Origin of the sequence: Motilibacter rhizosphaerae (assembly GCF_004216915.1) — a bacterium.
Classification (GTDB): Bacteria; Actinomycetota; Actinomycetes; order Motilibacterales; family Motilibacteraceae; genus Motilibacter; species Motilibacter rhizosphaerae.
Map to the genome: position 1 here is coordinate 1,018,056 of NZ_SGXD01000002.1, position 21,394 is coordinate 1,039,449.

Here is a 21,394-nt window from a genome sequence, read left to right on the forward strand (position 1 = left end):
TGTGGTCAGCGAGCCGCGTGGCTCAGAGGTCCTTGACGTCGGCCTGCTTGGCCCTGACCGCCTCGGCGGCCTCCTTGAGCGCGGCGAGCTCGGACTCGGTGAGCTCGGTCTCGACGACGCGCTTCACGCCGCCGGCGCCGATCTCGGCCTCCACCCCGAGGTAGACCCCGGAGATGCCGTGCTCGCCCTCGACCCAGGCGCAGACGGGCATGACCGCGCCGGAGTCCTCGATGACCGCGCGCGCCATGCGCGCGGCCGCGGCGGACGGCGCGTAATAGGCCGAGCCGGTCTTCAGCAGCGCGACGACCTCGGCACCGCCGTTGCGGGTGCGGTCGACGAGCGCGTCGATGCGGTCCTGCGGGAGCACCTCGGCGAGCGGCTTGCCGTCGACGCTCGAGCGGCTGGGCACCGGCACCATCGTGTCGCCGTGCGAGCCGAGCGTCAGCGTGCGGACCGAGCCGACCGGGACCCCGAGCTCCTCCGCCACGTTGTTGGTGAAGCGCGCGGTGTCGAGCATGCCGGCCTGGCCGAGCACGCGGGACTTCGGGAAGCCCGTGGCGAGCTGCGCCAGCGCGGTCATCTCGTCGAGCGGGTTGGACACGACGATGACCACGGCCTCCGGGGCGTGGCGGGCGACGTTCTCCGCGACCGAGCGCACGATCTTGGCGTTGGTCTCGATGAGGTCCATGCGGCTCATGCCCGGCTTGCGCGGCAGGCCGGCGGTGATGACGACGACGTCCGAGCCCGCGATGACCTCGTAGCCCGAGCCGTCGGTGCCCGTGGTGGCGCCGGTGACCTTCGTCTCGAAGCCCTCGACCGGGCGGGACTGGTTCATGTCGAGGGCGAGGCCCTCGGCCTTGCCCTCCACCACGTCGGTGAGGACGACCTCGTCGAGGACGTCGTACTCCGCGAGACGCAGGGCGGTCGTCGAGCCGTAGAAGCCCGCACCGACCACCGTCACCTTGCCACTGCGCGCCACCTTGGCACTCCCTTGCTCTCGTCCGTCCCCCGCGGGGACTGGTCCGGATCCGTCCGGCAGGCTATCCCCGCAGGCTCAGCGCCCGCTGGTGGGGGTCGCGAGCACGAGGGCCAGGACGCCGACCGCCGCCGCCGCGAGCAGGACGACGTCGACCGCACGAGCGCGTACGCGCAGCAGCCCCGCGCGCGCGGACGGCAGCACCGCCCGCAGCACGGCCCCGAGCGCCGGGGCGGCAGCCAGGACCTCGAGCGCCAGCCGCAGCGCCACCCCCGGCAGCGCGACCAGCAGCACCCCCGCAGCGGCGACGCCGAGCACGAGGACCGTCGGCCACTCCCCGAGCCAGCGGGGGGTGCGCGACGCGTGGCGCACTACCGGTCGGCGAGCGCGCGCTCGGCGGCCTCGACGACGTTGCTCAGCAGCATCGCCCGGGTCATCGGCCCGACCCCGCCCGGCATCGGCGCCAGCCACCCGGCGACCTCGCGCACCTCAGGGGCGACGTCACCGGTGTAGCGGCCCTTCCCGTCAGGGCCGACCACCCGCGTGATGCCGACGTCGAGCACGGCCGCGCCCGGCTTGACCATGTCGGCCGTGAGCAGGCCGGGGACGCCCGCCGCCGCGATGACGACGTCGGCGCGCCGCACGTGCGCGGCGAGATCTTTGGTGCCGGTGTGGCACGTCGTCACGGTGGCGTTCTCCGTGCGGCGGGTGAGCAGCAGCCCCATCGGGCGCCCGGCGGTCACCCCGCGGCCCACGACCACGACCTCCGCGCCGGCGGTCGGGACGCCGTAGCGGTGGAGCAGCTCGAGGCAGCCGCGGGGGGTGCAGGGCAGCGGCGCCTCCTGCATGAGGACGAGCTTGCCCAGGTTGACCGGGTGGAGGCCGTCGGCGTCCTTCTCGGGGTCCATCAGCCCCAGCACGCGCTGCTCGTCCAGCCCGCGCGGCAACGGCAGCTGGACGATGTAGCCCGAGCACGCCGGGTCGGCGTTGAGCTCGGCGACGGTCGCCTCGACCTCGGTCTGGGTGGCGGTCGCCGGGAGCTGGCGCTCGATGCTCGTGATGCCGACCTCGGCGCAGTCGCGGTGCTTGCCGGCGACGTACGCCGCGCTGCCCGGGTCCTCGCCGACGAGCACGGTCCCGAGGCCGGGGACGACGCCCCGCGCACGGAGCGCGTCCACCCGCTCCCGGAGCTCAGCCCGGATCGCCGCTGCGGTCGCCTTGCCGTCGAGGATCGTCGCCGTCACGAGCGCCCATCCTTCCACGCCGCGACCCCACCACGACCGCCACCGCGGTGATCGCGCAGCCCGCGACGCTGCGCCAGCCGAGCTCGTGCCCAGGGGTCGGGACCACGGCGTCGACGACGAGGCTGCCGGTCAGCTGCCCGAGGACCGAGCACAGCCCCAGCACGAGCACGCCCAGGGGCCGGACGACGAGGGCGCCCACCGCGATGGTGACGATCCCGAGCACGCCGCCGAGGTAGAGCTGCGGCTCCCCCGGCAGCGCCCCGCTCGCCGCGGCTCCGACGAGCGCCCGTACGGCCAGGACCAGGGCGAGCGCGACACCGCCCACGGCGAAGTTCACGAGCGCGGCGACCAGCGGCTGGCCCGACGCGCGCCCGACGTGGCCGTTGACGGCGAGCTGCACGGCGAGGGTGGCGCCGGCGGCGACGGACGCCACGAGGACCGCGCTGTGCCCGCCCCTGCCCAGCCCGCCGGAGCCGGCGACGAGCACGGCGACCACCGCGAGCGCGGCGGCGACCAGCCGCGGGAGCGTGACGGGGGCGCGGCCGCTGGGGCTGAGGCCCGCCCGGTCGACGGCGGCGCTGCTCGCGGTCTGGCCAGCGACCACCGCGACCGAGTAGAGCGCGACCCCCACGAGCGGGACCGCGACCGACTGCACGACGACGAACGCCGCGCCCAGCGCGCCGCCCACGCACTGCCACCAGCGGATGCCGCCCTCGAGCAGCGCGGTCCGCAGCCGCCGGAGCCCCGACCGCCCGCGCGGCGTGCCGAGGACCACCACCGCGAGGACCAGCAGCCCGCTGCCGAAGCTGATCCCCGCCGCGGAGACGCCGTCGTGGAGGCGCTGGCCCAGCGTGCCGTTGATCCGGGACTGCACCGCGAGCACCGCGCCTGAGGCGACCGCGAGCCCGAGGGCCAGTGGCCGGGGCGGCCCCCCGCTCAGTGGAAGAAGTGCCGCGAGCCGGTGACGTACATCGCCACGCCGGCCTCCGCGGCGGCCGCGAAGACCTCCTCGTCGCGGATCGAGCCGCCCGGCTGGACGACAGCGCGCACGCCGCCGCTGATGAGCACCTCGAGCCCGTCGGCGAACGGGAAGAACGCGTCGGACGCCGCCACCGCGCCCCGCGCCCGCTCGCCCGCGCGGGCGACCGCGAGCCGGCACGAGTCGACGCGGTTGACCTGGCCCATGCCGACGCCGACCGAGGCGCCGCCGGACGCGAGCAGGATCGCGTTGGACTTCACCGTGCGGCAGGCGCGCCACGCGAACGCGAGGTCCGCCAGCGTCGCCTCGTCGACGGGGTCGCCGGCCACCAGGCGCCAGCTGACCGGGTTGTCGCCTTCGGCCTGGAGCCGGTCGACGGTCTGCATGACCAGTCCGCCGCTGATGGGACGGACCTCGACGGGATCGGGAGCGGTGCTCGCCGGCACCCGCAGCACGCGGAGGTTCTTCTTGCCGGCCAGCAGGTCCAGCGCTTCGTCGTCGAACGCCGGCGCCGCGAGCACCTCGGTGAAGACGCCCTCGAGCTGGCGGACGAGCGCCGCGGTGACGGGCCGGTTGGTCGCGATGACGCCGCCGTAGGCCGAGACCGGGTCGCACGCGTGCGCCTTGCGGTGCGCCTCGGCGATGTCGGCGCCCACCGCGATGCCGCAGGGGTTCGCGTGCTTGATGATCGCGACGGCGGGCTGCTCGTGGTCGTGCGCCGCGCGCCAGGCGGCGTCGGTGTCGACGTAGTTGTTGTACGACATCGCCTTGCCGCCGAGCTGCTCGGCGTGGGCGAGGCCCGGGCGCCAGTGGCGGTAGACCGCCGCGCGCTGGTGGGGGTTCTCGCCGTAGCGCAGCACCTCCCCGCGCTCCCAGCTGCCCGCGGTCCACGCCGGGAACCCGCTGCCGTCGTCCGTCGGCACGAGCACGTTGCCCATCCACGACGCCACGGCGATGTCGTAGCCCGCGGTGTGGGCGAACGCCTCGACGGCCAGCCGCTGGCGCTGGTGGAGGGTCGAGCCGCCGTCGCGGACGATGTCGAGCACCTCCGGGTAGCGCTCGGGGTTGACGACCACGGCCACCGAGGGGTGGTTCTTCGCCGCGGCGCGGACCATGGCCGGGCCGCCGATGTCGATCTGCTCCACGCACTCGTCGGGGCTCGCGCCCGACAGGACCGTCTGGCGGAACGGGTAGAGGTTGACGACGACGAGCTCGAACGGCGCGATCCCGAGCTCGGCGAGCTCCGCCTCGTGCTCGGCCTTGCGCAGGTCGGCGAGGATCCCCGCGTGGACGCGCGGGTGCAGCGTCTTGACCCGCCCGTCGAGGGTCTCGGGGAAGCCGGTCAGCTCCTCCACGCGGGTCACGGGGATGCCGTCGGCGGCGATGCGGGCGGCGGTCGAGCCGGTGGAGACGATCTCGACGCCGGCCTCGTGCAGCCCGCGCGCCAGCTCGTCGAGCCCGGTCTTGTCGTAGACGCTGACCAGGGCACGGCGTACGGGCCTGCGCTGCTCGGTCATGCGAACCTCACCTTCCGGCCCTCGACGGACCACTCGGACCGCGCGAGGCGGCCCACGACGTCGACGAGCAGCCGACGCTCCACGGTCTTGATGCGCTCGTGCAGCCTCGCCTCGTCGTCGCCGTCCTCGACCGGCACGGCCTCCTGGGCCAGCACGGGGCCGGTGTCGACGCCCTCGTCGACGAGGTGGACGGTGCTGCCGGTGACGCGGACGCCGTAGGCGAGCGCGTCGCGGACCGCGTGCGCCCCGGGGAAGCTCGGCAGCAGCGCGGGGTGGGTGTTGACGACGCGGTCGGGGAAGCGGGCCAGGAAGTCGCGGCCGAGGATGCGCATGAAGCCTGCGGAGACGACCAGGGCCGGCGCGTACGCCGCGGTGGCCTCCGCGAGCGCGACGTCCCAGGCCCGGCGGTCGGGGAAGTCGGCCGGCGGGACGACGAAGGTCGGCACTCCCGCGCGGTCGGCGCGGCGCAGCCCCTCGATGCCCTCGCGGTCGGCGCCCACGGCGACGAGCTGCGCGCCGAGCTCGTCCTCGCCGGCGTCGAGCAGCGCCTGGAGCAGCGTGCCCGACCCCGACACGAGGACCACGACTCGTGCCGGTATCGCTGTCGGTGCCATCAGCCGTCACCATAGCGGCGTGGCCGACCAGCACGAGAACCCGCCTGCCGATCCCTGGGCCCCGCCTCCCGAGGGCTCCCAGGCGGGGCAGCCGGGCGCGCCCGCGCGGCCACCGGCAGCGCCGTCGCCCTGGGCAGCTCCGCCGGCGGGCGGCCCGCAGCGGACCGGCCAGCACCAATCCGGGCAGCACCGCACGGGGCAGCACCGGACGAGCGGCGCGCCGCGCCGGCCGGCGAGCGGCAGCGACGGCAGTGCGGACGTCGGCCCCGAGGCGCGGACCGGCATCCTGCTGGGGGCCCTCGGGCTGCTCACGGTCTTCGACCCCGCCGTCGGCCTCGCGTTCGGCCTCGGCTCCGCGGTCCTCGGCGCGCTCGCCGTGCGTGCCGCACGGCGCAGCTCGCACGGCATGGGAGTGGCGATCACCGCGGCCGCGATGGGGGCCGGGCTGACGCTGGTGTCGCTCACCCTGCTGCTCGTGGCGCGGCTGCCGGAGTACCGCGACTACCGCGCCTGCCTCGACCGCGCGCAGACCCACACCGCGCAGCAGGTCTGCGAGCGCGACTTCAGCCGCTCCCCCGTGCTCGGCGGGCTCGGGCCGCGGCGCTAGCTAGCTCCGCTGGCGCGCCCGCAGCACCCAGGCGGTGCACGCCGCGACGAGCGCGAGCTCGGTCGCCGCGGCGAGCGCGACGGCGACCGGCGAGGGGCCGAGGACCTGGAGCCGCTCGTCCCCGGCCGCTCCGCTGGACAGGGCCGCGAGCAGGCCGAGCAGCAGCCCCGCCACGGCGCCACCGGCGCCCGCGACGACGGCGGTCGCGTCGACGGCGTACGAGCGGGGGGCACGGCGCGCGACGACGGCACCGCCGAGCACGCCCGCACCGACCGGCAGCAGCACGACGAGCAGCCGCACCAGCGCGGGGACGCCCCCTGCCGAGGGCAGCGCGGTGAGCAGCGGCAGGTCGGGCAGGGCCCCGAGGTGCACGCCGGACGGCGAGACGCTGGTCCCGGTGCCGACGGCGAAGCCCGGCCCGAGGCAGAACGCCGCCGTCCAGACGACCGCGTCGGGGAGCAGCGCGACCTGCCCGGCGAGCAGCAGCAAGCCCCCGACCGGCCCGGCGTGCAGGCTCTGCGCCGCGGCCGCGCCCTCGCCGAGCCGGACCAGCAGGTCGAGCGCGAGCAGGCCGGCCGACGCCCCGAGCAGCGCCACCGCGCAGGACACCGCCCCGAGGAGCACGAGGCCCGCGCGCAGCGGCATGACGGGCAGGGCGCCGGGCCGGCGGCGCAGCGCGCGGGCCGCTCCGACGAGGACCGCCGGGACCGCGAGCAGGGCCGCCCTCAGCGCGGCGAGCGCGGGAGGGGCGGAGACGTCGTGGACGGCGGTGGCCGCGGCGACCAGCACCGCCAGGGCCGCCGTCCCGAGGACGACCGCGGCGAGCGGGACGGCCGCCGCCCGCAGGCTGCGCGCGCCGAGCGCGCGGACGAGCCGGGTCGTGCTGGACGCCGTCGCGGCCGCCGGCAGCAGCGCGAGGCCGAGCGGCCACAGGGCCAGTCGCCCGGAGGCGAGGTGGAGCGGCGCACCCTGGGACAGCAGCCACGCGTACGCCGTGGTGCGGACGGCCTGCCCCGCCGACGAGCCGCCGGCGGTCGTCGCCCAGCCGACGAGCACGAGGACGGCCAGCGGCAGCCAGGTCAGCAGTGCGCTGCGGAGCACGGCGACGGTGCAGAGCACGGCGGCCCGGCCCGGGTGGCGGCGCGGGCCCGGCGGCGCGGGGACGGGCCGGCGGGTGCGGGGGTCGAGCAGCGTGGACATCGCGACGATGGTCTCCCGCCGGGACGGCCCAGCCGGGGCTCCCGCGCCGCCCTCGGCGTGTCGGGGCGGCAGGCCCGGCGGGACGTGAGGGCAGGGGCTCCGGGGCTGCGCGTCAGGGCAGGCGCGCCGACGGGCCGGGACGCCGCAGCGTCCCGGCCCGTCGAGGGAGCAGGAGGTCAGCCCTTGAGCAGCTCGCGCATGAGCCGCGCGGTCTCGCTCGGGGTCTTGCCGACGCGGACGCCGGCGGCCTCGAGGGCCTCCTTCTTCGCCTGCGCGGTGCCGGCGGAGCCGGAGACGATCGCGCCGGCGTGGCCCATCGTCTTGCCCTCGGGGGCGGTGAAGCCCGCGACGTAGCCGACGACCGGCTTGGTGACGTTGGCGGCGATGAAGGCCGCGGCCCGCTCCTCGGCGTCGCCGCCGATCTCGCCGATCATGACGATCGCCTCGGTCTCCGGGTCGTCCTGGAAGGCCTGGAGCGCGTCGATGTGCGTGGTGCCGATGACCGGGTCGCCGCCGATGCCGATGGCGGTGGAGAAGCCGAAGTCCCGCAGCTCGTACATCATCTGGTAGGTCAGCGTGCCGCTCTTGCTGACCAGGCCGATGCGGCCGGGCGGCGTGATGTCGGCCGGGATGATGCCGGCGTTGGACTTGCCGGGGCTGATGATGCCGGGGCAGTTCGGGCCGATGATCCGCGTGGTGCCCTTGCTCTGCGCGTAGGCGAAGAACTCGGCAGTGTCGTGGACCGGGACGCCCTCGGTGATGACGACGGCGAGCGGGATGCCCGCGTCGACGGCGTCGTGGACGGCGGCCTTCGTGCCGGCCGGCGGCACGAAGATCACGGTGACGTCGGCGCCTGTGGCGCCCATGCCCTCGGCGACGGTCGCGAAGACGGGCAGGGCGGTCCCGTCCACGTCGACCGTGGTGCCGGCCTTGCGCGGGTTGGTGCCGCCGACGACCGTCGCGCCAGACGCGAGCATGCGCCGGGTGTGCTTCAGGCCCTCGGAGCCGGTGATGCCCTGGACCAGGATCCTGCTGTTCTCGGTGAGGAAGATCGCCATCGGGGTGTCAGGCTCCCTGGGCCGTTGCGGCCAGCTCGGCCGCGCGGCGCGCGGCGTCGTCCATGGTGTCGACGAGGGTGACCAGCGGGTGCGCCGCCTCCGTGAGGATGCGCCGGCCCTCCTCCGCGTTGTTGCCGTCGAGGCGCACGACGAGGGGCTTGGTGACCTCCTCGCCGCGGGACTCCAGCAGCGCGAGCGCGCTGACGATGCCGTTGGCGACGGCGTCGCAGGCGGTGATGCCGCCGAAGACGTTGACGAACACGCTGCGCACGGCCGGGTCGGACAGGATGATCTCCAGCCCGTTGGCCATGACCTCGGCCGAGGCGCCGCCGCCGATGTCGAGGAAGTTGGCCGGCTTCACCCCGCCGAACGCCTCGCCGGCGTACGCGACCACGTCGAGGGTGCTCATGACGAGGCCCGCGCCATTGCCGATGATGCCGACCTCGCCGTCGAGCTTGACGTAGTTGAGGTGCTTCTCCTTGGCCCGCTGCTCCAGCGGGTCGGCGGCGGCAGTGTCCGCCAGCTCGCCGTGTCCCGGGTGCCGGAAGCCGGCGTTCTCGTCGAGGGTCACCTTGCCGTCGAGCGCGACGACGCGGCCGTCACCGGTCTTCACCAGCGGGTTGACCTCGACCAGCGTGGCGTCCTCGGAGACGAAGACGTCCCAGAGCCGCTCGATGACCGAGGCGACCTGGTCGGCGACCTCGGCCGGGAAGGCGGCCTGCGCGACGATGCCCTGCGCGACCTCGGGGGTGATCCCCGTCAGCGGGTCGATGGCGACCTTGGCCAGCGCCTCGGGCTTGGTGGCGGCGACCTCCTCGATCTCCATGCCGCCCTCGACGGAGGCCATCGCCAGGAAGGTGCGGTTGGAGCGGTCGAGCAGGACGGAGAAGTAGTACTCCTCCGCGATCGCGGCCGCCGGCGCCAGCATGACGCGGTGCACGGTGTGGCCCTTGATGTCCATGCCGAGGATCTGCCCGGCCTTGTCGTGCGCGTCGTCCACCGAGTCGGCGAGCTTCACGCCCCCCGCCTTGCCGCGGCCACCGGTCTTGACCTGCGCCTTGACGACCACCCTGCCGCCGTCGACCCCGGCGCCCAGCCGCTCGGCGGCCGCGCGGGCCTCCTCCGGCGTCTGCGCCACGGCACCGTCGAGCACGGGGACCCCGTGCGCCTCGAAGAGGTCTCTCGCCTGGAACTCGAAGAGGTCCACAGGCCTCCGTCCGTCGTCGTCGTGGGTGCGCCGGGCGCACCGCTCGTCCGAGGGAAGGGTAGTTCGTGGCGCGGCACGGCGGCCGACGGGCTCCCGTGGCCCCGGCTCGCGGGGCCCGCCGTCGCCCGTCGCCGTGCTGCGCGGTCCGGCCGCGGGCGGCCTGACCCGTTCCCGGGAACGGGTGTCGCCCACCCCGCTGCGGCCGATAGGGTGGGGCTCCGCTGCCCCGCTCGGGGACCCAGCGCCCACCTGCTCCCCGGGAGGACGGTCCGTGGCTGCGCGTCGTCGCTCCGCCGGCAAGCACCGGCGTCCCGGCAAGCACCGCGCCGCGTCCTCCACGCACCCCTCCCCGCCGGTCCTCGTGGGCACCGCGGTGCTCGCCACCGCCGCAGCGGCGTGGTTCTCCCCGACGACCGCGCTCGGCAGCACCCGCGACGCCGCCGTGCACCGGACCTCCCCGGAGCCGGGCCCCACGCCGACCGAGCTCGCCGCCGCGGCGAGCGCCGTCCAGGCGCAGGCCGCCGGCGCCGCGACCGCGGGCTCCCGCTTCACCGCCCCTGCGGCGAAGGCGAGGTCGACCGCGCGGCAGCGGGCCTCCCGCAGCGCCGCGCGCATCGCCCTGCAGGACGCGGTCGCGACCCCCCAGTGGGTCAAGCCGGTCGACCGCTACACGCTCACCGCGCACTTCGGCGAGGGCGGCGGGCTGTGGTCCCACGGCCACACCGGCCAGGACTTCGCCGCGCCCACCGGGACGCCCGTCCACGCCGTCGGCGCGGGGGTGGTCGTCTCCGCGCAGCGCGACGGGGCCTACGGCAACAAGATCGTCCTGCAGCACGCCGACGGCACGCAGACGTGGTACTGCCACCTCTCGGCGTTCCTCGTCTCCCCCGGCGACAAGGTCACGACGGGCGAGGAGATCGGCCGCGTCGGTGCCACCGGCAACACGACCGGGCCGCACCTCCACCTCGAGGTGCGACCCACGCCGGACCAGCCGGTCGACCCCATGCCGTGGCTGCGCGCCCACGGCGTCGAGGTCTGAGCCCTCCCGCTACAGCGCCTGGCGTTCGACGTCGTGCACGTGGTGCACGACGTCGTGGAGGAAGTAGCGGCCCAGCGAGTCGAGGGTGAAGACCGACCCGTTGCTGCGCAGCCCGCGGCGCTCCCAGGCGTCCTCGGGCACGGAGGCCCAGCGCTGCTCGGCCGCCCGCGCCGCCTCCAGCAGCTCCTCCCGCACCCGAGCGGGCACCTGGCCCGCGTAGTCCTGCTCCAGGGCCGTCGCGTCCTGGTCCCAGTTGGCGAAGCGCGCGCCGTCCTCCGCGAGCACCAGCGCGGCCCGCTCGGAGAAGATGCGGAAGACGTCGCGCACGTGGCAGGCGTACTCGAGGACCGACCAGGTGCCGGGCAGCGTGCGCACCGCGGCGCCGGGCCGCTCGAGAGCGGCGGCGTAGCGGTCGGCGAGCCCGGGCAGCTGCGCGGCGACGTCACGGCCGTGCAGGGTCCGGGCGTCGAACCCGCACTCGGGGCAGGGGCCGTCGAGGACCCAGGTCCAGTCCTTGTCGTCCGGGACGATGGTGTCGGCGGCGCTCGCGCTCACAGCTTCTCCACGGGGGCGTAGCGGAGCAGCAGGCGCTTGGTGCCCGCGGCTCCGAAGTCGATGGTGGCCTCGGCCTTCTCGGCGACGCCGGCGGTGGCGACGACGGTCCCGAGCCCGAAGGCGTCGTGGGTGACCTTGTCGCCGATCATGAGGGACACGACCGACCTGTTGCCAGGGGATTTCGCCGTCGGCCGGGCGGCGGCCACCGCGATCGCGGGCGGGGCCGAGCGGCTCGACTCCACCCGCTGCCAGTCGAGCAGCGCGGCCGGCACCTCGTCGAGGAAGCGCGACGCGGGGTTGTACGACGGGGCGCCGAACGCGCTGCGCACGAGCGCGCGGGAGAGGTAGAGCCGCTCGCGGGCGCGGGTGATGCCGACGTACGCGAGGCGCCGCTCCTCCTCGAGCTCCTTGTCGTTGGCCAGCGAGCGCATGTGCGGGAAGACGCCGTCCTCCATGCCAGTGAGGAACACCACGGGGAACTCCAGCCCCTTCGCCGTGTGCAGCGTCATCAGCGTGACGACCCCGGTGCCGTCGTCCGCGTCGGGGATCTGGTCGGCGTCGGCCACGAGCGAGACCTGCTCGAGGAAGCCGACGAGGCCGCCCTCGGGGCTGGCGGTGGCGTACTCCCGTGCGACGGCGACGAACTCCTGGAGGTTCTCGAGGCGCGTCTGGTCCTGCGGGTCGAGCGAGGCCTGCAGCTCGCGCAGGTAGCCGGTCTGCTCGAGCGCCGCCTCGAGCACCTCGGCGGGCTCGGTGCCGGCCTCCACGAGGGTGCGGAGGGACTCGATGGTCCGGTTGAACTCCTGGATGTTCGACAGCGAGCGGGTGGCGAGGCCGGGTGCCTCCTCCGCGCGGAGCAGCGCCGCGTTGAACGTCGTCCGGTCGCGCTCGGCCAGCGCCTGGACGCACGCCTCCGCGCGGTCACCGATGCCGCGCTTGGGGGTGTTGAGGATGCGGCGCAGCGAGACCGAGTCCTCCGGGTTGGCGAGGTAGCGCAGGTAGGCGAGGGCGTCGCGGACCTCCTTGCGCTCGTAGAAGCGCACGCCGCCGACGACCTTGTAGGGCAGCCCGACCCGGATGAACACCTCCTCGAACACCCGGGACTGGGCGTTGGTGCGGTAGAAGACCGCGACGTCCGCAGGCCTGGCGAGTCCCTCGTCGGTGAGCCGGTCGACCTCGTTGGCGACGAAGGCCGCCTCGTCGTGCTCGTTGTCCGCGACGTAGCCGACGATCTGCTCGCCCGCCCCCGCCTCCGACCAGAGGTTCTTCGGCTTGCGGCCGACGTTCTGCGCGATGACGGCGTTGGCGGCCGACAGGATCGTCTGCGTGGAGCGGTAGTTCTGCTCCAGCAGGATCGTGCGCGCGTCGGGGTAGTCCTCCTCGAACTGGAGGATGTTGCGGATCGTCGCCCCGCGGAAGGCGTAGATCGACTGGTCCGCGTCGCCCACGACGCAGAGCTCGGCGGGCGGCACGGACCCCCCGGACGGACCGACGAGCTCGCGCACCAGCGCGTACTGCGCGTGGTTGGTGTCCTGGTACTCGTCGACGAGGACGTGGCGGAAGCGGCGCCGGTAGTGCTCCGCAGCGTCGGGGAACGCCTGGAGCAGGTGCACGGTCGTCATGATGAGGTCGTCGAAGTCGAGGGCGTTGGCCTCGCGCAGCCGCTGCTGGTAGAGCGAGTACGCCTCGGCGAGCACCTCCTCGAGGTGCGACGTGGCGCGCGAGCGGTAGGTCTCGTGGTCGACGAGCTCGTTCTTGAGGTTGGAGACCTGCGCCGAGAACCCCCGCGGCGCGTAGCGCTTCGGGTCGAGGTCGAGGTCACGGCAGACCATCGCCATCAGCCGCTGCGAGTCGGCGGCGTCGTAGATCGAGAAGCTCGAGGTGAACCCGAAGCGGCTGATCTCGCGGCGAAGGATGCGCACGCAGGCCGAGTGGAACGTCGAGACCCACATCGCCTTGGCGCGCGGGCCGACGAGCGCGGCGACGCGCTCCTTCATCTCCCCGGCGGCCTTGTTGGTGAAGGTGATCGCGAGCACCGCACCCGGGTGGACGCCCCGCGCCGCGAGCAGGTGCGCGATGCGGTGGGTGAGCACGCGGGTCTTCCCCGACCCCGCACCGGCCACGATGAGCACCGGCGTCCCCTCGGCCACGACCGCCGCGCGCTGCTGCGGGTTGAGCCCCTCCAGCAGCTCCTCGGGGTCGCGCCGGCGGGCCGCCGGGCGCGCGTCCGGGGCGGGCACGTCGAGGGGCAGGAGGAGGTCGTCGGGCAGGCTCGTCATCGCCTCCCGAGTCTAGGTCGCCCCGCCGACGGTGCGACTGCCCTCGAGCTCGCGCAGCCGCTCGCGCAGTCCGGCCAGGAGGAGCTGCAGGCCGTGCTCGAAGCGCTCCTCGTCGTCGCCCATCTCCTGCGCCGAGGCCAGGACGTGCGGGTACGCGCCGCTGCGCACCGCGAGCAGCATGTCCTCGGCGGGGCTGCGGCCCTCGCCGAGCTGGGTCTCGAGCGCGTCGCCGATGACGTAGGCCCCGAGCGCCGTGATGGTCCGCACCGCCTCCCCCGGCTCGAGCCCGGCCTCGACGAGCGACGCGAGCGTCTGCTCGATGCGCGGGAGGGAGGCCACGGTCGGGCGGTTGCCCGCGAGCACGCGGGCGCCGTCGCGGTGCGCCAGCAGTGCCCGCCGGTGCAGCCGCATGACGCGGCCGAGCCAGGCGTCGACGGCCTCGCCCTCCTGCCGCCGCGAGCCCTCCTGGCCGAAGACCTCCTCGCCCGCCTGCTCCGCGACGAGGTCGAGCAGGTGGCCCTTGTCCTTGACGTGCCAGTAGAGCGTGGGGGCCGAGACGCCGAGCCGACCGGCGAGCGAGCGCAGGGTGAGCGCGTCGAGCCCCTGCTCGTCGATGAGCTCCAGGGCGGCGCTCACGACGTCGCGCTGGGTCACGGGCACGTTGACACCCTAACGCCGTTAGAGCAGCATGTCCCCATGACTCTAACGGCGTTAGAGAGCCCGGCCGTCGAGGTGCGCGGGCTCACGAAGGCGTACGAGAAGGTCGAGGCGGTGCGCGGCATCGACCTCACCGTCGCGTCGGGTGAGCTGTTCGGCTTCCTGGGTCCCAACGGCGCGGGGAAGTCCACGACGATCAAGATCCTCTGCACGCTGCTGCGGCCGACGACGGGCAGTGCCCGGGTCGCCGGGCACGACGTCGTCCGCGAGCGGGGTGCCGTCCGCCGCAGCATCGGCCTCGTCTTCCAGGAGCCGACGCTCGACGAGCACCTCACGGCGGAGCAGAACCTCCGCTTCCACGGGGAGATCTACGGCCTCGACAAGCAGACCGTCCGCAGCCGGAGCGACGTCGTGCTCGACATGGTCGGGCTGGACGACCGGAGGGGCGACCTCGTCCGCACGTTCTCCGGCGGCATGAAGCGCCGGCTCGAGATCGCGCGCGGGCTGCTCCACTCCCCCCGCGTGCTCTTCCTCGACGAGCCGACGATCGGCCTCGACCCCGAGAGCCGGGCGACGCTGTGGCGCTACATCGACGTGCTCCGCCGCCAGGAGCAGATCACGGTCTTCCTCACCACCCACTACATGGACGAGGCCGAGCGCTGCGACCGCATCGCCATCGTCGACGCGGGACTGGTCGCGGCGCTGGGCACCCCGGGTGAGCTCAAGGCGGGCGTCGGGCACGACCGGGTGCGGCTGCAGACCTCCGACGACGCGGCGAGCGCCGCGGTGGTCCGGGAGCGGCTCGGCCTCGAGGTCGTGCAGGAGCGCGACGCGCTGGTCGTGCTCGCCCCGGACGGCGAGCGGGTGGTGCCCTCGCTGTTCGAGCTCGGCCTGCGGATCCGCTCGGTCAGCGTCTCGCGCCCGAGCCTCGACGACGTGTTCCTCGCCTGCACCGGCGGTCGGCTGAGCGAGAAGCAGGCGGCCGCCGCCCCCCGTGGCCCGAGGAGGCCCCGATGACCCAGCTCGCCGTCGCCCCCGTCCTCCCTGTCGCCTCAGGGCCGCGCCACGAGGCGCGCGCCGCGCTCGTGGTGTGGCGGCGCGACCTCCTGCGCTTCCGCACCGACCGCAGCCGGCTCGTCTCCTCGATGGTGCAGCCGCTGCTCTTCCTGTTCGTCCTCGGCAAGGGGCTCGGCGCTTCGCTGGGCACGACGGGCGGGCTGCAGTACTCGACGTTCCTGTTCCCCGGCACGATCACGACCGGGGTGATGTTCACGGCGGTGTTCTCCGCGATCTCGATCGTCTGGGACCGGGAGTTCGGCTTCCTGCGCGAGATGATGGTCGCGCCGATCAGCCGCAGCAGCATCGTGGTCGGCAAGTGCCTGGGCGGGGCGTCCGTCGCGACGCTGCAGGGGATCGTCCTGCTCGCGCTCGCGGGGACGGTGGGGGTGCCGTACCGTCCCGGGCTGCTGCTCGGCTGCCTCGCGATGCTGTTCCTCACGGCCTTCGCCATCACGGCCTTCGGCCTCGTGCTCGCCGTCGACGTCCAGCAGGTGCAGACGGTGATGCCGCGCGTGCAGCTGCTGCTGATGCCGCTGATGTTCCTGTCCGGCTCGCTGTTCCCGGTGAGCGGACGGCTGCCGACGTGGCTCGTCGTGCTGACCCGCATCAACCCCATGACGTACGCCGTGGACGCGATGCGACGCATCGTCCTGCACGACCTCCCGCACCACGGCGCTGGCAGCCCGCTCGCGCGGCCGGTGAGCTGGGGCGGGTGGACGGTGCCGGTGCCCCTGGAGGTCCTGCTCGTCGCCGGGACCGGCGCCGCGCTGCTGGCCGTGGCCTGCGTGATGTTCTCCCGCACCGACTAGCGGATGCTGCGCCCCCGGCTCGTAGGGTGGCCCGGTGCCCACCGTGCTGACCCCCGAGGAGCTCGAGCGCGTCCTCGTCGTGACCGCCCACCCGGACGACGTCGACTTCGGGGTCTCCGGCACCGTCGCCGCGCTCGTGCAGGCGGGCGTCGAGGTCTCTTACTGCATCTGCACCGACGGCGACGCGGGCGGCTTCGACCCCGCCGTGCCGCGCAGCGAGATCCCCCGGATCCGCCGCGAGGAGCAGACCGCCGCGGCCAAGGCGGTCGGGGTCAGCGACGTCCGCTTCCTCGGCTGGTCCGACGGCCGGCTCGAGCCGAGCTTCGAGCTGCGCCGCGACATCACCCGGGTCATCCGGCAGGTGCGCCCGCAGCGGGTCATCACCTCGAGCCCGGAGTACCACTGGGACCGCCTGCCGGCCATGCACCCCGACCACCGGGCGGCGGGCGAGGCGACGGTCGACTGCGTCTACCCCGACGCCCGCAACCCCTTCACCCACGTCGAGCTCCTGCGCGACGAGGGCCTCGAGGCCTGGACGGTCCGCGAGCTCTGGCTCATGGGCCACGAGCACGCCGACCACGCGGTCGACGTCACCGACCAGTTCGACCGCAAGATCGCGGCGCTGCGCGCGCACGAGAGCCAGACCGCGCACATGCCCGACCTCGAGGGCTTCCTGCGCCAGTGGATGTCGGCCTCGGCGAAGGCCTTCGGGATGCCCGACGGCAGGCTCGCCGAGACCTACCGCACGATCGTCTGCCCACCGTGACGGAGCGCTAGATGGATCTGGGACTGCGCGGGAAGCGCGCCGTCGTCACCGGCGGCAGCCGCGGCATCGGCCTCGGCATCGCCACCGCCCTCGCCGCCGAGGGCGTCGACCTGCTGCTCCTCGCGCGCGGCGCGGAGGCGCTGGCGGCCGCAGCGGAGCGGGTGGAGGGAGTGCGCGTCGTGACCCGCGCCGTCGACGTGACCGACGCGGAGGCCCTGCGCACCGCGGTCGACTCCGGCGCCGACGAGCTCGGCGGGCTCGACCTCGTCGTGGCCAACGCCGGCGGCGCCGTGGGCGGCAACCTCGCCGACAGCACGCCCGGGGACTTCGCCGCCGCGTACCAGCTCAACGCGGGGCACAGCGCCGCGCTCGTCCAGGCCGCGCTCCCCCACCTGCGGCGCAGCGGCGGCGGCGCGTGCCTGCTCGTGACGAGCATCAACGGCTCGGGCGGACGGGTCGCGCCGCGGACGACGTACTCCGTCGCCAAGGCCGCGCAGATCCAGCTGGCGAAGGCGCTCGCGCAGGAGCTGGCCCCGGACCGCGTGCGCGTCAACGCGCTCAGCCCCGGCAGCATCCTGTTCCCGGGCGGGGGCTGGGACTCGTTCCGCGAGCAGCACCCCGAGCAGTTCGCGCGCTTCCTCGACGAGGAGCTGCCGTACGGCCGGCTGGGCACCGTCGAGGAGGTCGCCGACGTCGCGGTGTTCCTCCTCAGCGAGCGCGCCTCGTGGGTGACGGGCGCGGACGTCGTGGTCGACGGGGGCCAGGGACGCCCCTCCGCGCGCCGCTTCTGAGTCCGTCCTCGCTCCCTTCTGGGTCCCTGAGGACGCCAGCTCCCCCGCTGAGGCGCCCGCGCCCGCATCTGAGGCCCGGGTTCGGGAGTTCGCCCGATGCACCTCCACCCCCCTCAGGACGACCGTGGTCTGCGAAGGACGACGCAGACCGGCGCGAGCGCGCCGACGGAGGAGGCGGACGACATGTACGTCGAGGAGCAGCTGGCACGCAGCCGCCACGAGGAGCTCGTCGCACGCGCCGAGCGGGAGCGCCTGGTGGGCCAGGTCCGCCGGGTGGCGCGGGACCGGCGCCGCGAGCGCCGCGCGACCGCGGTCCGGGAGGCCGTGGCGCTCGGTCGCGCCTCGGTGCTCGCCGCCGGCCGGGCGATCGTCGCCTGAGCCGGGGCGGGCGGAAAGCCAGGGGCGTGCTGTCGGTGGCCGGTGGCATCCTTGCCGACGTGGTCCCCCAGCAGCGCGGCAGCGTCCCGGCCCTGGTGGGGCGCGAGCCCGCCCTCGAGCGGCTGGGCGGCGCGCTCGCGGCCGCCGTGAGCGGGGAGCCGCGCGTGGTCCTGCTCGCCGGCGAGGCCGGGATCGGCAAGACGCGCCTGGTCGAGGAGCTCGTGCCGCGGGCCGAGCGCGCCGGCGCCCGCGTGCTCGTGGGTGCCTGCGTGGAGCTCGGTGAGGACGGCGTGGCCTTCGCGCCCGTCGTCGCGGCCCTGCGCTCGATGGCCCGGGCGCTGCCGGAGGACGAGGTCGAGCGGGTGCTCGGTCCCGCCCGCGCCGGGCTGGCGCGCCTGGTCCCCGAGCTCGGGCCGGCCCCCGCGCCGGCGGCCGGGGAGCTGGGGAGGGGGCAGCTGTTCGAGCTGCTGCGCGGGGTCGTCGAGCGGGCGGCCACGCGCACGCCGCTCGTGCTCGTCATCGAGGACGTCCACTGGGCCGACCGCTCGACGCGCGAGCTGCTCGGCTACCTCGTGCGCGGCACGTGGGCCCGGCTGCTGCTCGTGGTGACCTACCGCACCGACGAGCTGCGGCCCGGGCACCCGGTCCGCGGATGGCTCGCGGAGCTCGAGCGGCTGCGCGGGGTCGAGCGCGTGGACCTGCCGCGCCTGGCCCGGGGGGAGGTCGCCGAGCAGCTGGCCTCGCTGTCCGGCGGCGACGTCGCGCCCGAGCGCGTCGACCTCGTCTACTCGCGCTCGGAGGGCAACCCGTTCTTCGTCGAGGAGCTGGCGATGACGGTCGAGGACTGCCCCGTCCCCGACTCGCTGCGCGACCTGCTGCTCGCCCGCGTGCACGCCCTCTCGTCGCCCGCGCAGGCGGTCGTCCGCCTCGCGGCGGGCGCCGGCCGGCTGCTCGACCACCCGCTGCTGGCGGCGGTCGCCGACCTGCCGGAGGACGCGCTGCTGGCCGCCCTGCGCGAGGCGGTCGCGGCGAGCGTGCTCGTCGTGGACCCGCCGACCGAGGCCTACGCGTTCCGCCACTCGCTCGTCCGCGAGGCCGTGCACGACGCCGACCTGCCCGGCGAGCACCGCCGGCTGCACCGGCGCTACGCCGAGGCGCTGGAGCGCGACCCCGGCCTCGTGCCCGCCGAGCGCGCCGCCGCCGTCCTCGCGCACCACTGGCGCGGTGCCCACGTGCCCGAGCGCGCGCTGCCCGCCCTGCTCGACGCCGCCGCGCGCGCCGCCGCCCAGTACGCCCCGGCGGAGCAGCTGCGCCTGCTCGAGCTCGCCCTCGAGCAGTGGGAGCTCGCCGCGGACCCCGAGGCGCTGACCGGGACCGACCACCTGGGGCTGCTCGAGCAGGCCGTCGACGCAGCGAAGCAGTGCGACCTGCCGCGCGGGCTGCAGCTCGCCAACGCCGCCGTCGCCGAGGCGGACGAGCGGACCGAGCCCGTGCGCACCGCGCTGCTGCTCGAGCGGCGGGCGCAGCTCCTGCGCAGCATGGCCCGACCGGCGGACCTCGACGACCTGCTGCGCGCGCGGGCCCTGCTGCCCGAGGAGGACACCCCCGCCCGCGCCAAGGTGCTCGCGGCCCTCGCGACCAGCCACATGATGCGCGCGGAGGGGGCCCTGTCGCTCGAGGCGGCGGAAGAGGCCGTGCGGGTCGCCCGCGAGGTCGGCCACGAGCACGCCGAGCTCATGGCCCGGGTGACCTTCGGCGTCGACCTCACCATGCTCGGCCGCGACGACGAGGGCCTCGCCGTCCTGCGCCAGGTCGCCGGCCAGGTGGACCCCGCGGTCTACCCCGACGTCGCGGTGCGCGTCCGCGTCAACCTCTCGGACTCCCTGGAGATCTGCGGCCGGCTGCAGGAGTCGGTCGACGTGGCGCTGGCCGGCGTCGAGCTCGCCCGCGGACTCGGCCTCGCCCGCACCCACGGGACGTTCCTCGCCAGCAACGGCAGCGTCGCGCTGCTCGAGGCCGGCCGGGCCGACGAGGCCGCCGAGCTGGTGGCGTCCGCGCTCGCGCAGGACCCCCACGGCATCCAGGCGATCTGCCTGTTCACCCTGCGCGGGCTCATCCGCGTGCGGCGCGGTGACGTGGAGGGCGCCGGCCACGACGCCGACCGCGCGCGGGGGATGCTCACCCGCAGCTACGCCGGCCTGCAGTACGACCTGCCGCTCGGGGCGCTCGACGCGGAGGTGGCGCTCGCGAGGGGCGAGGAGTCCGCCGCGCTGACGGCCGCGGAGGAGGCGCTCGCCCTCGCCCGGCCCGGGCAGATCCCGCGCGCGGCCTGGCTGGTGCTCGGCGTCGGCGCACGGGCGGCGGCAGCGCTCGCGGCGCGGGCGGCGGTGACGCACGACGACGTGGCGACGGCGCGGGCGGCCGAGGCGACCCGGCGGCTCCGCGCGCGCATCGCCGAGGAGCCCGCCGCGATGGCCCCGCAGCGGGCGTGGCGGGCGACGGCGCTCGCCGAGCTCGCGGGCGCCGCCGCCGTGGACGAGTGGCGCGGGGCCGTGGCCCTCTGGGACGAGGGCGAGGACCGCGAGACCGTCGCGTACGCCTCCCTGCGCCTCGCCCAGGCAGCCCTCGCCGCCGGCGACCGTGCGACGGCCACGGCCGCGCTGGCGCGCTGCCGGGAGCGGGCCACCGCGCTCGGCTACGCGCCGCTGCTGCGCCGGGCCGAGGAGGTGGCCGCCGCGTTCCGGCTCGCCCCGGCAGCCGGTGCTGCCGGCGCCGTCGACGCGGCCGACCCGCTCATCCGGCTCGGCCTCACCGAGCGCGAGCGCGAGGTGCTCGCCCTCGTCGCGGCGGGCCGCAGCAACCGCGAGATCGGCGAGGCGCTGTTCATCAGCGCGAAGACGGTGAGCGTGCACGTCTCCAACCTGCTCGCGAAGCTCGGCGTGTCCTCGCGCGGCGAGGCGGCGGCGCTGGCGCACCGGCTGCAGCTGTTCCCGGTGGCCGCGTCGTGAGCGGCGTGCCCCTGCACGGCGTGCTCGGCGTCGCGCTCGTCTCGCTCGGCATGGTGCTCACGCCCGGCCCCAACATGCTCTACCTCGTCTCGAGGAGCATCAGCCAGGGGGCGCGGGCCGGCCTCATCTCGCTCGGCGGGGTCGCGGTCGGGTTCCTCGCGTACCTCACGGCAGCCGCCTGCGGGCTCGCCGTGCTCTTCGCCGCCGTCCCGGCGCTCTACGTCACGGTGAAGCTGGCGGGCGCGGCGTACCTCGCCTGGCTGGCGTGGAAGGCGCTGCGCCCCGGGGGCACCTCGGTGTTCGCGCCGGTCGAGCTGCCGCGCGACTCGCCGCGACGGCTGTTCCTCATGGGGCTGACGACGAACCTGCTCAACCCCAAGGCGGCGATCCTCTACGGCTCGCTGATCCCGCAGTTCCTCGACGTCCGCGCGGGCCACGTCGTGCTGCAGGGCTTCCTGCTCGGCGGTACGCAGATCGCGGTGAGCATGTCGGTCAACACCGTGCTCGTGCTCAGCGCCGGTGCGATCGCGGCCTTCCTCGCCCGGCGCCCGGCATGGTTGCGGGCCCAGCGCTGGGTCACCGGCACCCTGCTCGGGTTCATCGCCGTCCGCGTCGCCACCGAGCGCGCCCAGCCGCTCGCCACGTAGCCAA

Annotated in this window: 21 protein-coding genes; 9 read left to right on the forward strand and 12 right to left on the reverse strand. The window is 75.4% G+C overall.

Annotation, left to right across the window (positions count from 1 at the left end; all coding sequences use genetic code 11):
- Positions 1 to 22: 22 nt before the first annotated feature.
- From mdh to purN, 6 genes are all read right to left on the reverse strand, one after another.
- Entirely contained in the window at positions 23 to 979 is a 957-nt protein-coding gene (gene mdh, locus EV189_RS10230) for a malate dehydrogenase (protein ID WP_130492766.1), read from the reverse strand.
- A gap of 75 nt (positions 980 to 1,054) precedes the next feature.
- The gene (locus EV189_RS10235; protein WP_165400232.1) at positions 1,055 to 1,348 is read right to left on the reverse strand and encodes a DUF3017 domain-containing protein; all 294 of its coding nucleotides are present in this window, start codon (positions 1,346 to 1,348) and stop codon (positions 1,055 to 1,057) included.
- Positions 1,348 to 2,220 carry a bifunctional methylenetetrahydrofolate dehydrogenase/methenyltetrahydrofolate cyclohydrolase gene (locus tag EV189_RS10240; protein ID WP_130492768.1) on the reverse strand — a complete coding sequence of 291 codons (873 nt, stop codon included), beginning with the start codon at positions 2,218 to 2,220 and terminating at the stop codon, positions 1,348 to 1,350. The genes EV189_RS10235 and EV189_RS10240 overlap by 1 nt, the downstream gene beginning before the upstream one ends.
- Positions 2,168 to 3,160 carry a DMT family transporter gene (locus EV189_RS10245; protein ID WP_130493001.1) on the reverse strand — a complete coding sequence of 331 codons (993 nt, stop codon included), beginning with the start codon at positions 3,158 to 3,160 and terminating at the stop codon, positions 2,168 to 2,170. Before EV189_RS10245 ends, EV189_RS10240 begins: the two co-directional genes overlap by 53 nt.
- Entirely contained in the window at positions 3,157 to 4,716 is a 1,560-nt protein-coding gene (purH, locus tag EV189_RS10250) for a bifunctional phosphoribosylaminoimidazolecarboxamide formyltransferase/IMP cyclohydrolase (RefSeq protein WP_130492769.1), read from the reverse strand. The genes EV189_RS10245 and purH overlap by 4 nt, the downstream gene beginning before the upstream one ends.
- On the reverse strand, positions 4,713 to 5,330 hold the full coding sequence (gene purN / locus EV189_RS10255) for a phosphoribosylglycinamide formyltransferase (RefSeq protein WP_130492770.1): 618 nt from the start codon (positions 5,328 to 5,330) through the stop codon (positions 4,713 to 4,715). The genes purH and purN overlap by 4 nt, the downstream gene beginning before the upstream one ends.
- 19 nt (positions 5,331 to 5,349) lie before the next feature.
- On the opposite strand from purN, the gene EV189_RS10260 reads away from it, so the two are divergent.
- On the forward strand, positions 5,350 to 5,937 hold the full coding sequence (locus EV189_RS10260) for a hypothetical protein (protein ID WP_130492771.1): 588 nt from the start codon (positions 5,350 to 5,352) through the stop codon (positions 5,935 to 5,937).
- On the opposite strand, the gene EV189_RS10265 is transcribed toward EV189_RS10260, so the two are convergent.
- The 3 genes from EV189_RS10265 to sucC form a co-directional block, all read right to left on the reverse strand.
- On the reverse strand, positions 5,938 to 7,137 hold the full coding sequence (locus EV189_RS10265; RefSeq protein ID WP_130492772.1) for a cell division protein PerM: 1,200 nt from the start codon (positions 7,135 to 7,137) through the stop codon (positions 5,938 to 5,940).
- A 176-nt stretch (positions 7,138 to 7,313) separates the two neighbouring features.
- Positions 7,314 to 8,195, reverse strand: a complete 882-nt coding sequence (gene sucD / locus EV189_RS10270; protein WP_130492773.1) for a succinate--CoA ligase subunit alpha — start codon at positions 8,193 to 8,195, stop codon at positions 7,314 to 7,316.
- Between the two features lie 7 nt (positions 8,196 to 8,202).
- Positions 8,203 to 9,402: an ADP-forming succinate--CoA ligase subunit beta gene (gene sucC / locus EV189_RS10275; RefSeq protein ID WP_130492774.1), complete on the reverse strand. Its 1,200-nt coding sequence runs from the start codon at positions 9,400 to 9,402 to the stop codon at positions 8,203 to 8,205.
- Between the two features lie 271 nt (positions 9,403 to 9,673).
- Here sucC and EV189_RS10280 point away from each other — a divergent pair, with 271 nt between their 5' ends.
- On the forward strand, positions 9,674 to 10,441 hold the full coding sequence (locus EV189_RS10280; RefSeq protein ID WP_231116250.1) for a M23 family metallopeptidase: 768 nt from the start codon (positions 9,674 to 9,676) through the stop codon (positions 10,439 to 10,441).
- Positions 10,442 to 10,450: 9 nt separating this feature from the next.
- Here the strand turns inward: EV189_RS10280 and EV189_RS10285 are convergent, their stop codons facing one another.
- From EV189_RS10285 to EV189_RS10295, 3 genes are read right to left on the reverse strand one after another with little or no spacing between them, the layout of a single operon-like run.
- Positions 10,451 to 10,996, reverse strand: a complete 546-nt coding sequence (locus EV189_RS10285) for a DinB family protein (protein ID WP_130492776.1) — start codon at positions 10,994 to 10,996, stop codon at positions 10,451 to 10,453.
- Positions 10,993 to 13,275: a DNA helicase PcrA gene (gene pcrA, locus EV189_RS10290; RefSeq protein WP_130492777.1), complete on the reverse strand. Its 2,283-nt coding sequence runs from the start codon at positions 13,273 to 13,275 to the stop codon at positions 10,993 to 10,995. Before pcrA ends, EV189_RS10285 begins: the two co-directional genes overlap by 4 nt.
- Positions 13,276 to 13,287: 12 nt before the next feature.
- Positions 13,288 to 13,935 carry a TetR/AcrR family transcriptional regulator C-terminal domain-containing protein gene (locus tag EV189_RS10295; protein ID WP_130492778.1) on the reverse strand — a complete coding sequence of 216 codons (648 nt, stop codon included), beginning with the start codon at positions 13,933 to 13,935 and terminating at the stop codon, positions 13,288 to 13,290.
- Positions 13,936 to 13,971: 36 nt separating this feature from the next.
- Here EV189_RS10295 and EV189_RS10300 point away from each other — a divergent pair, with 36 nt between their 5' ends.
- The 7 genes from EV189_RS10300 to EV189_RS10325 all read left to right on the forward strand — a co-directional run bounded on the left by EV189_RS10300 (position 13,972) and on the right by EV189_RS10325 (position 21,390).
- Positions 13,972 to 14,949, forward strand: a complete 978-nt coding sequence (locus EV189_RS10300) for an ATP-binding cassette domain-containing protein (protein ID WP_130492779.1) — start codon at positions 13,972 to 13,974, stop codon at positions 14,947 to 14,949.
- Positions 14,946 to 15,800, forward strand: a complete 855-nt coding sequence (locus EV189_RS10305) for an ABC transporter permease (protein WP_130492780.1) — start codon at positions 14,946 to 14,948, stop codon at positions 15,798 to 15,800. Before EV189_RS10300 ends, EV189_RS10305 begins: the two co-directional genes overlap by 4 nt.
- A 34-nt stretch (positions 15,801 to 15,834) precedes the next feature.
- Complete coding sequence (locus EV189_RS10310) at positions 15,835 to 16,566, forward strand: PIG-L deacetylase family protein (RefSeq protein WP_130492781.1); 732 nt, start codon at positions 15,835 to 15,837, stop codon at positions 16,564 to 16,566.
- Between the two features lie 11 nt (positions 16,567 to 16,577).
- Positions 16,578 to 17,357, forward strand: coding sequence for an SDR family NAD(P)-dependent oxidoreductase (locus EV189_RS10315; protein WP_130492782.1), 780 nt, complete (start codon positions 16,578 to 16,580; stop codon positions 17,355 to 17,357).
- Between the two features lie 183 nt (positions 17,358 to 17,540).
- Positions 17,541 to 17,735, forward strand: a complete 195-nt coding sequence (locus tag EV189_RS20175; RefSeq protein WP_165400233.1) for a hypothetical protein — start codon at positions 17,541 to 17,543, stop codon at positions 17,733 to 17,735.
- Positions 17,736 to 17,794: 59 nt separating this feature from the next.
- Entirely contained in the window at positions 17,795 to 20,743 is a 2,949-nt protein-coding gene (locus EV189_RS20975; protein ID WP_165400234.1) for an ATP-binding protein, read from the forward strand.
- A gap of 50 nt (positions 20,744 to 20,793) precedes the next feature.
- Positions 20,794 to 21,390, forward strand: coding sequence for a LysE family translocator (locus EV189_RS10325; protein WP_130493002.1), 597 nt, complete (start codon positions 20,794 to 20,796; stop codon positions 21,388 to 21,390).
- The last annotated feature ends 4 nt before the right edge of the window (positions 21,391 to 21,394 follow it).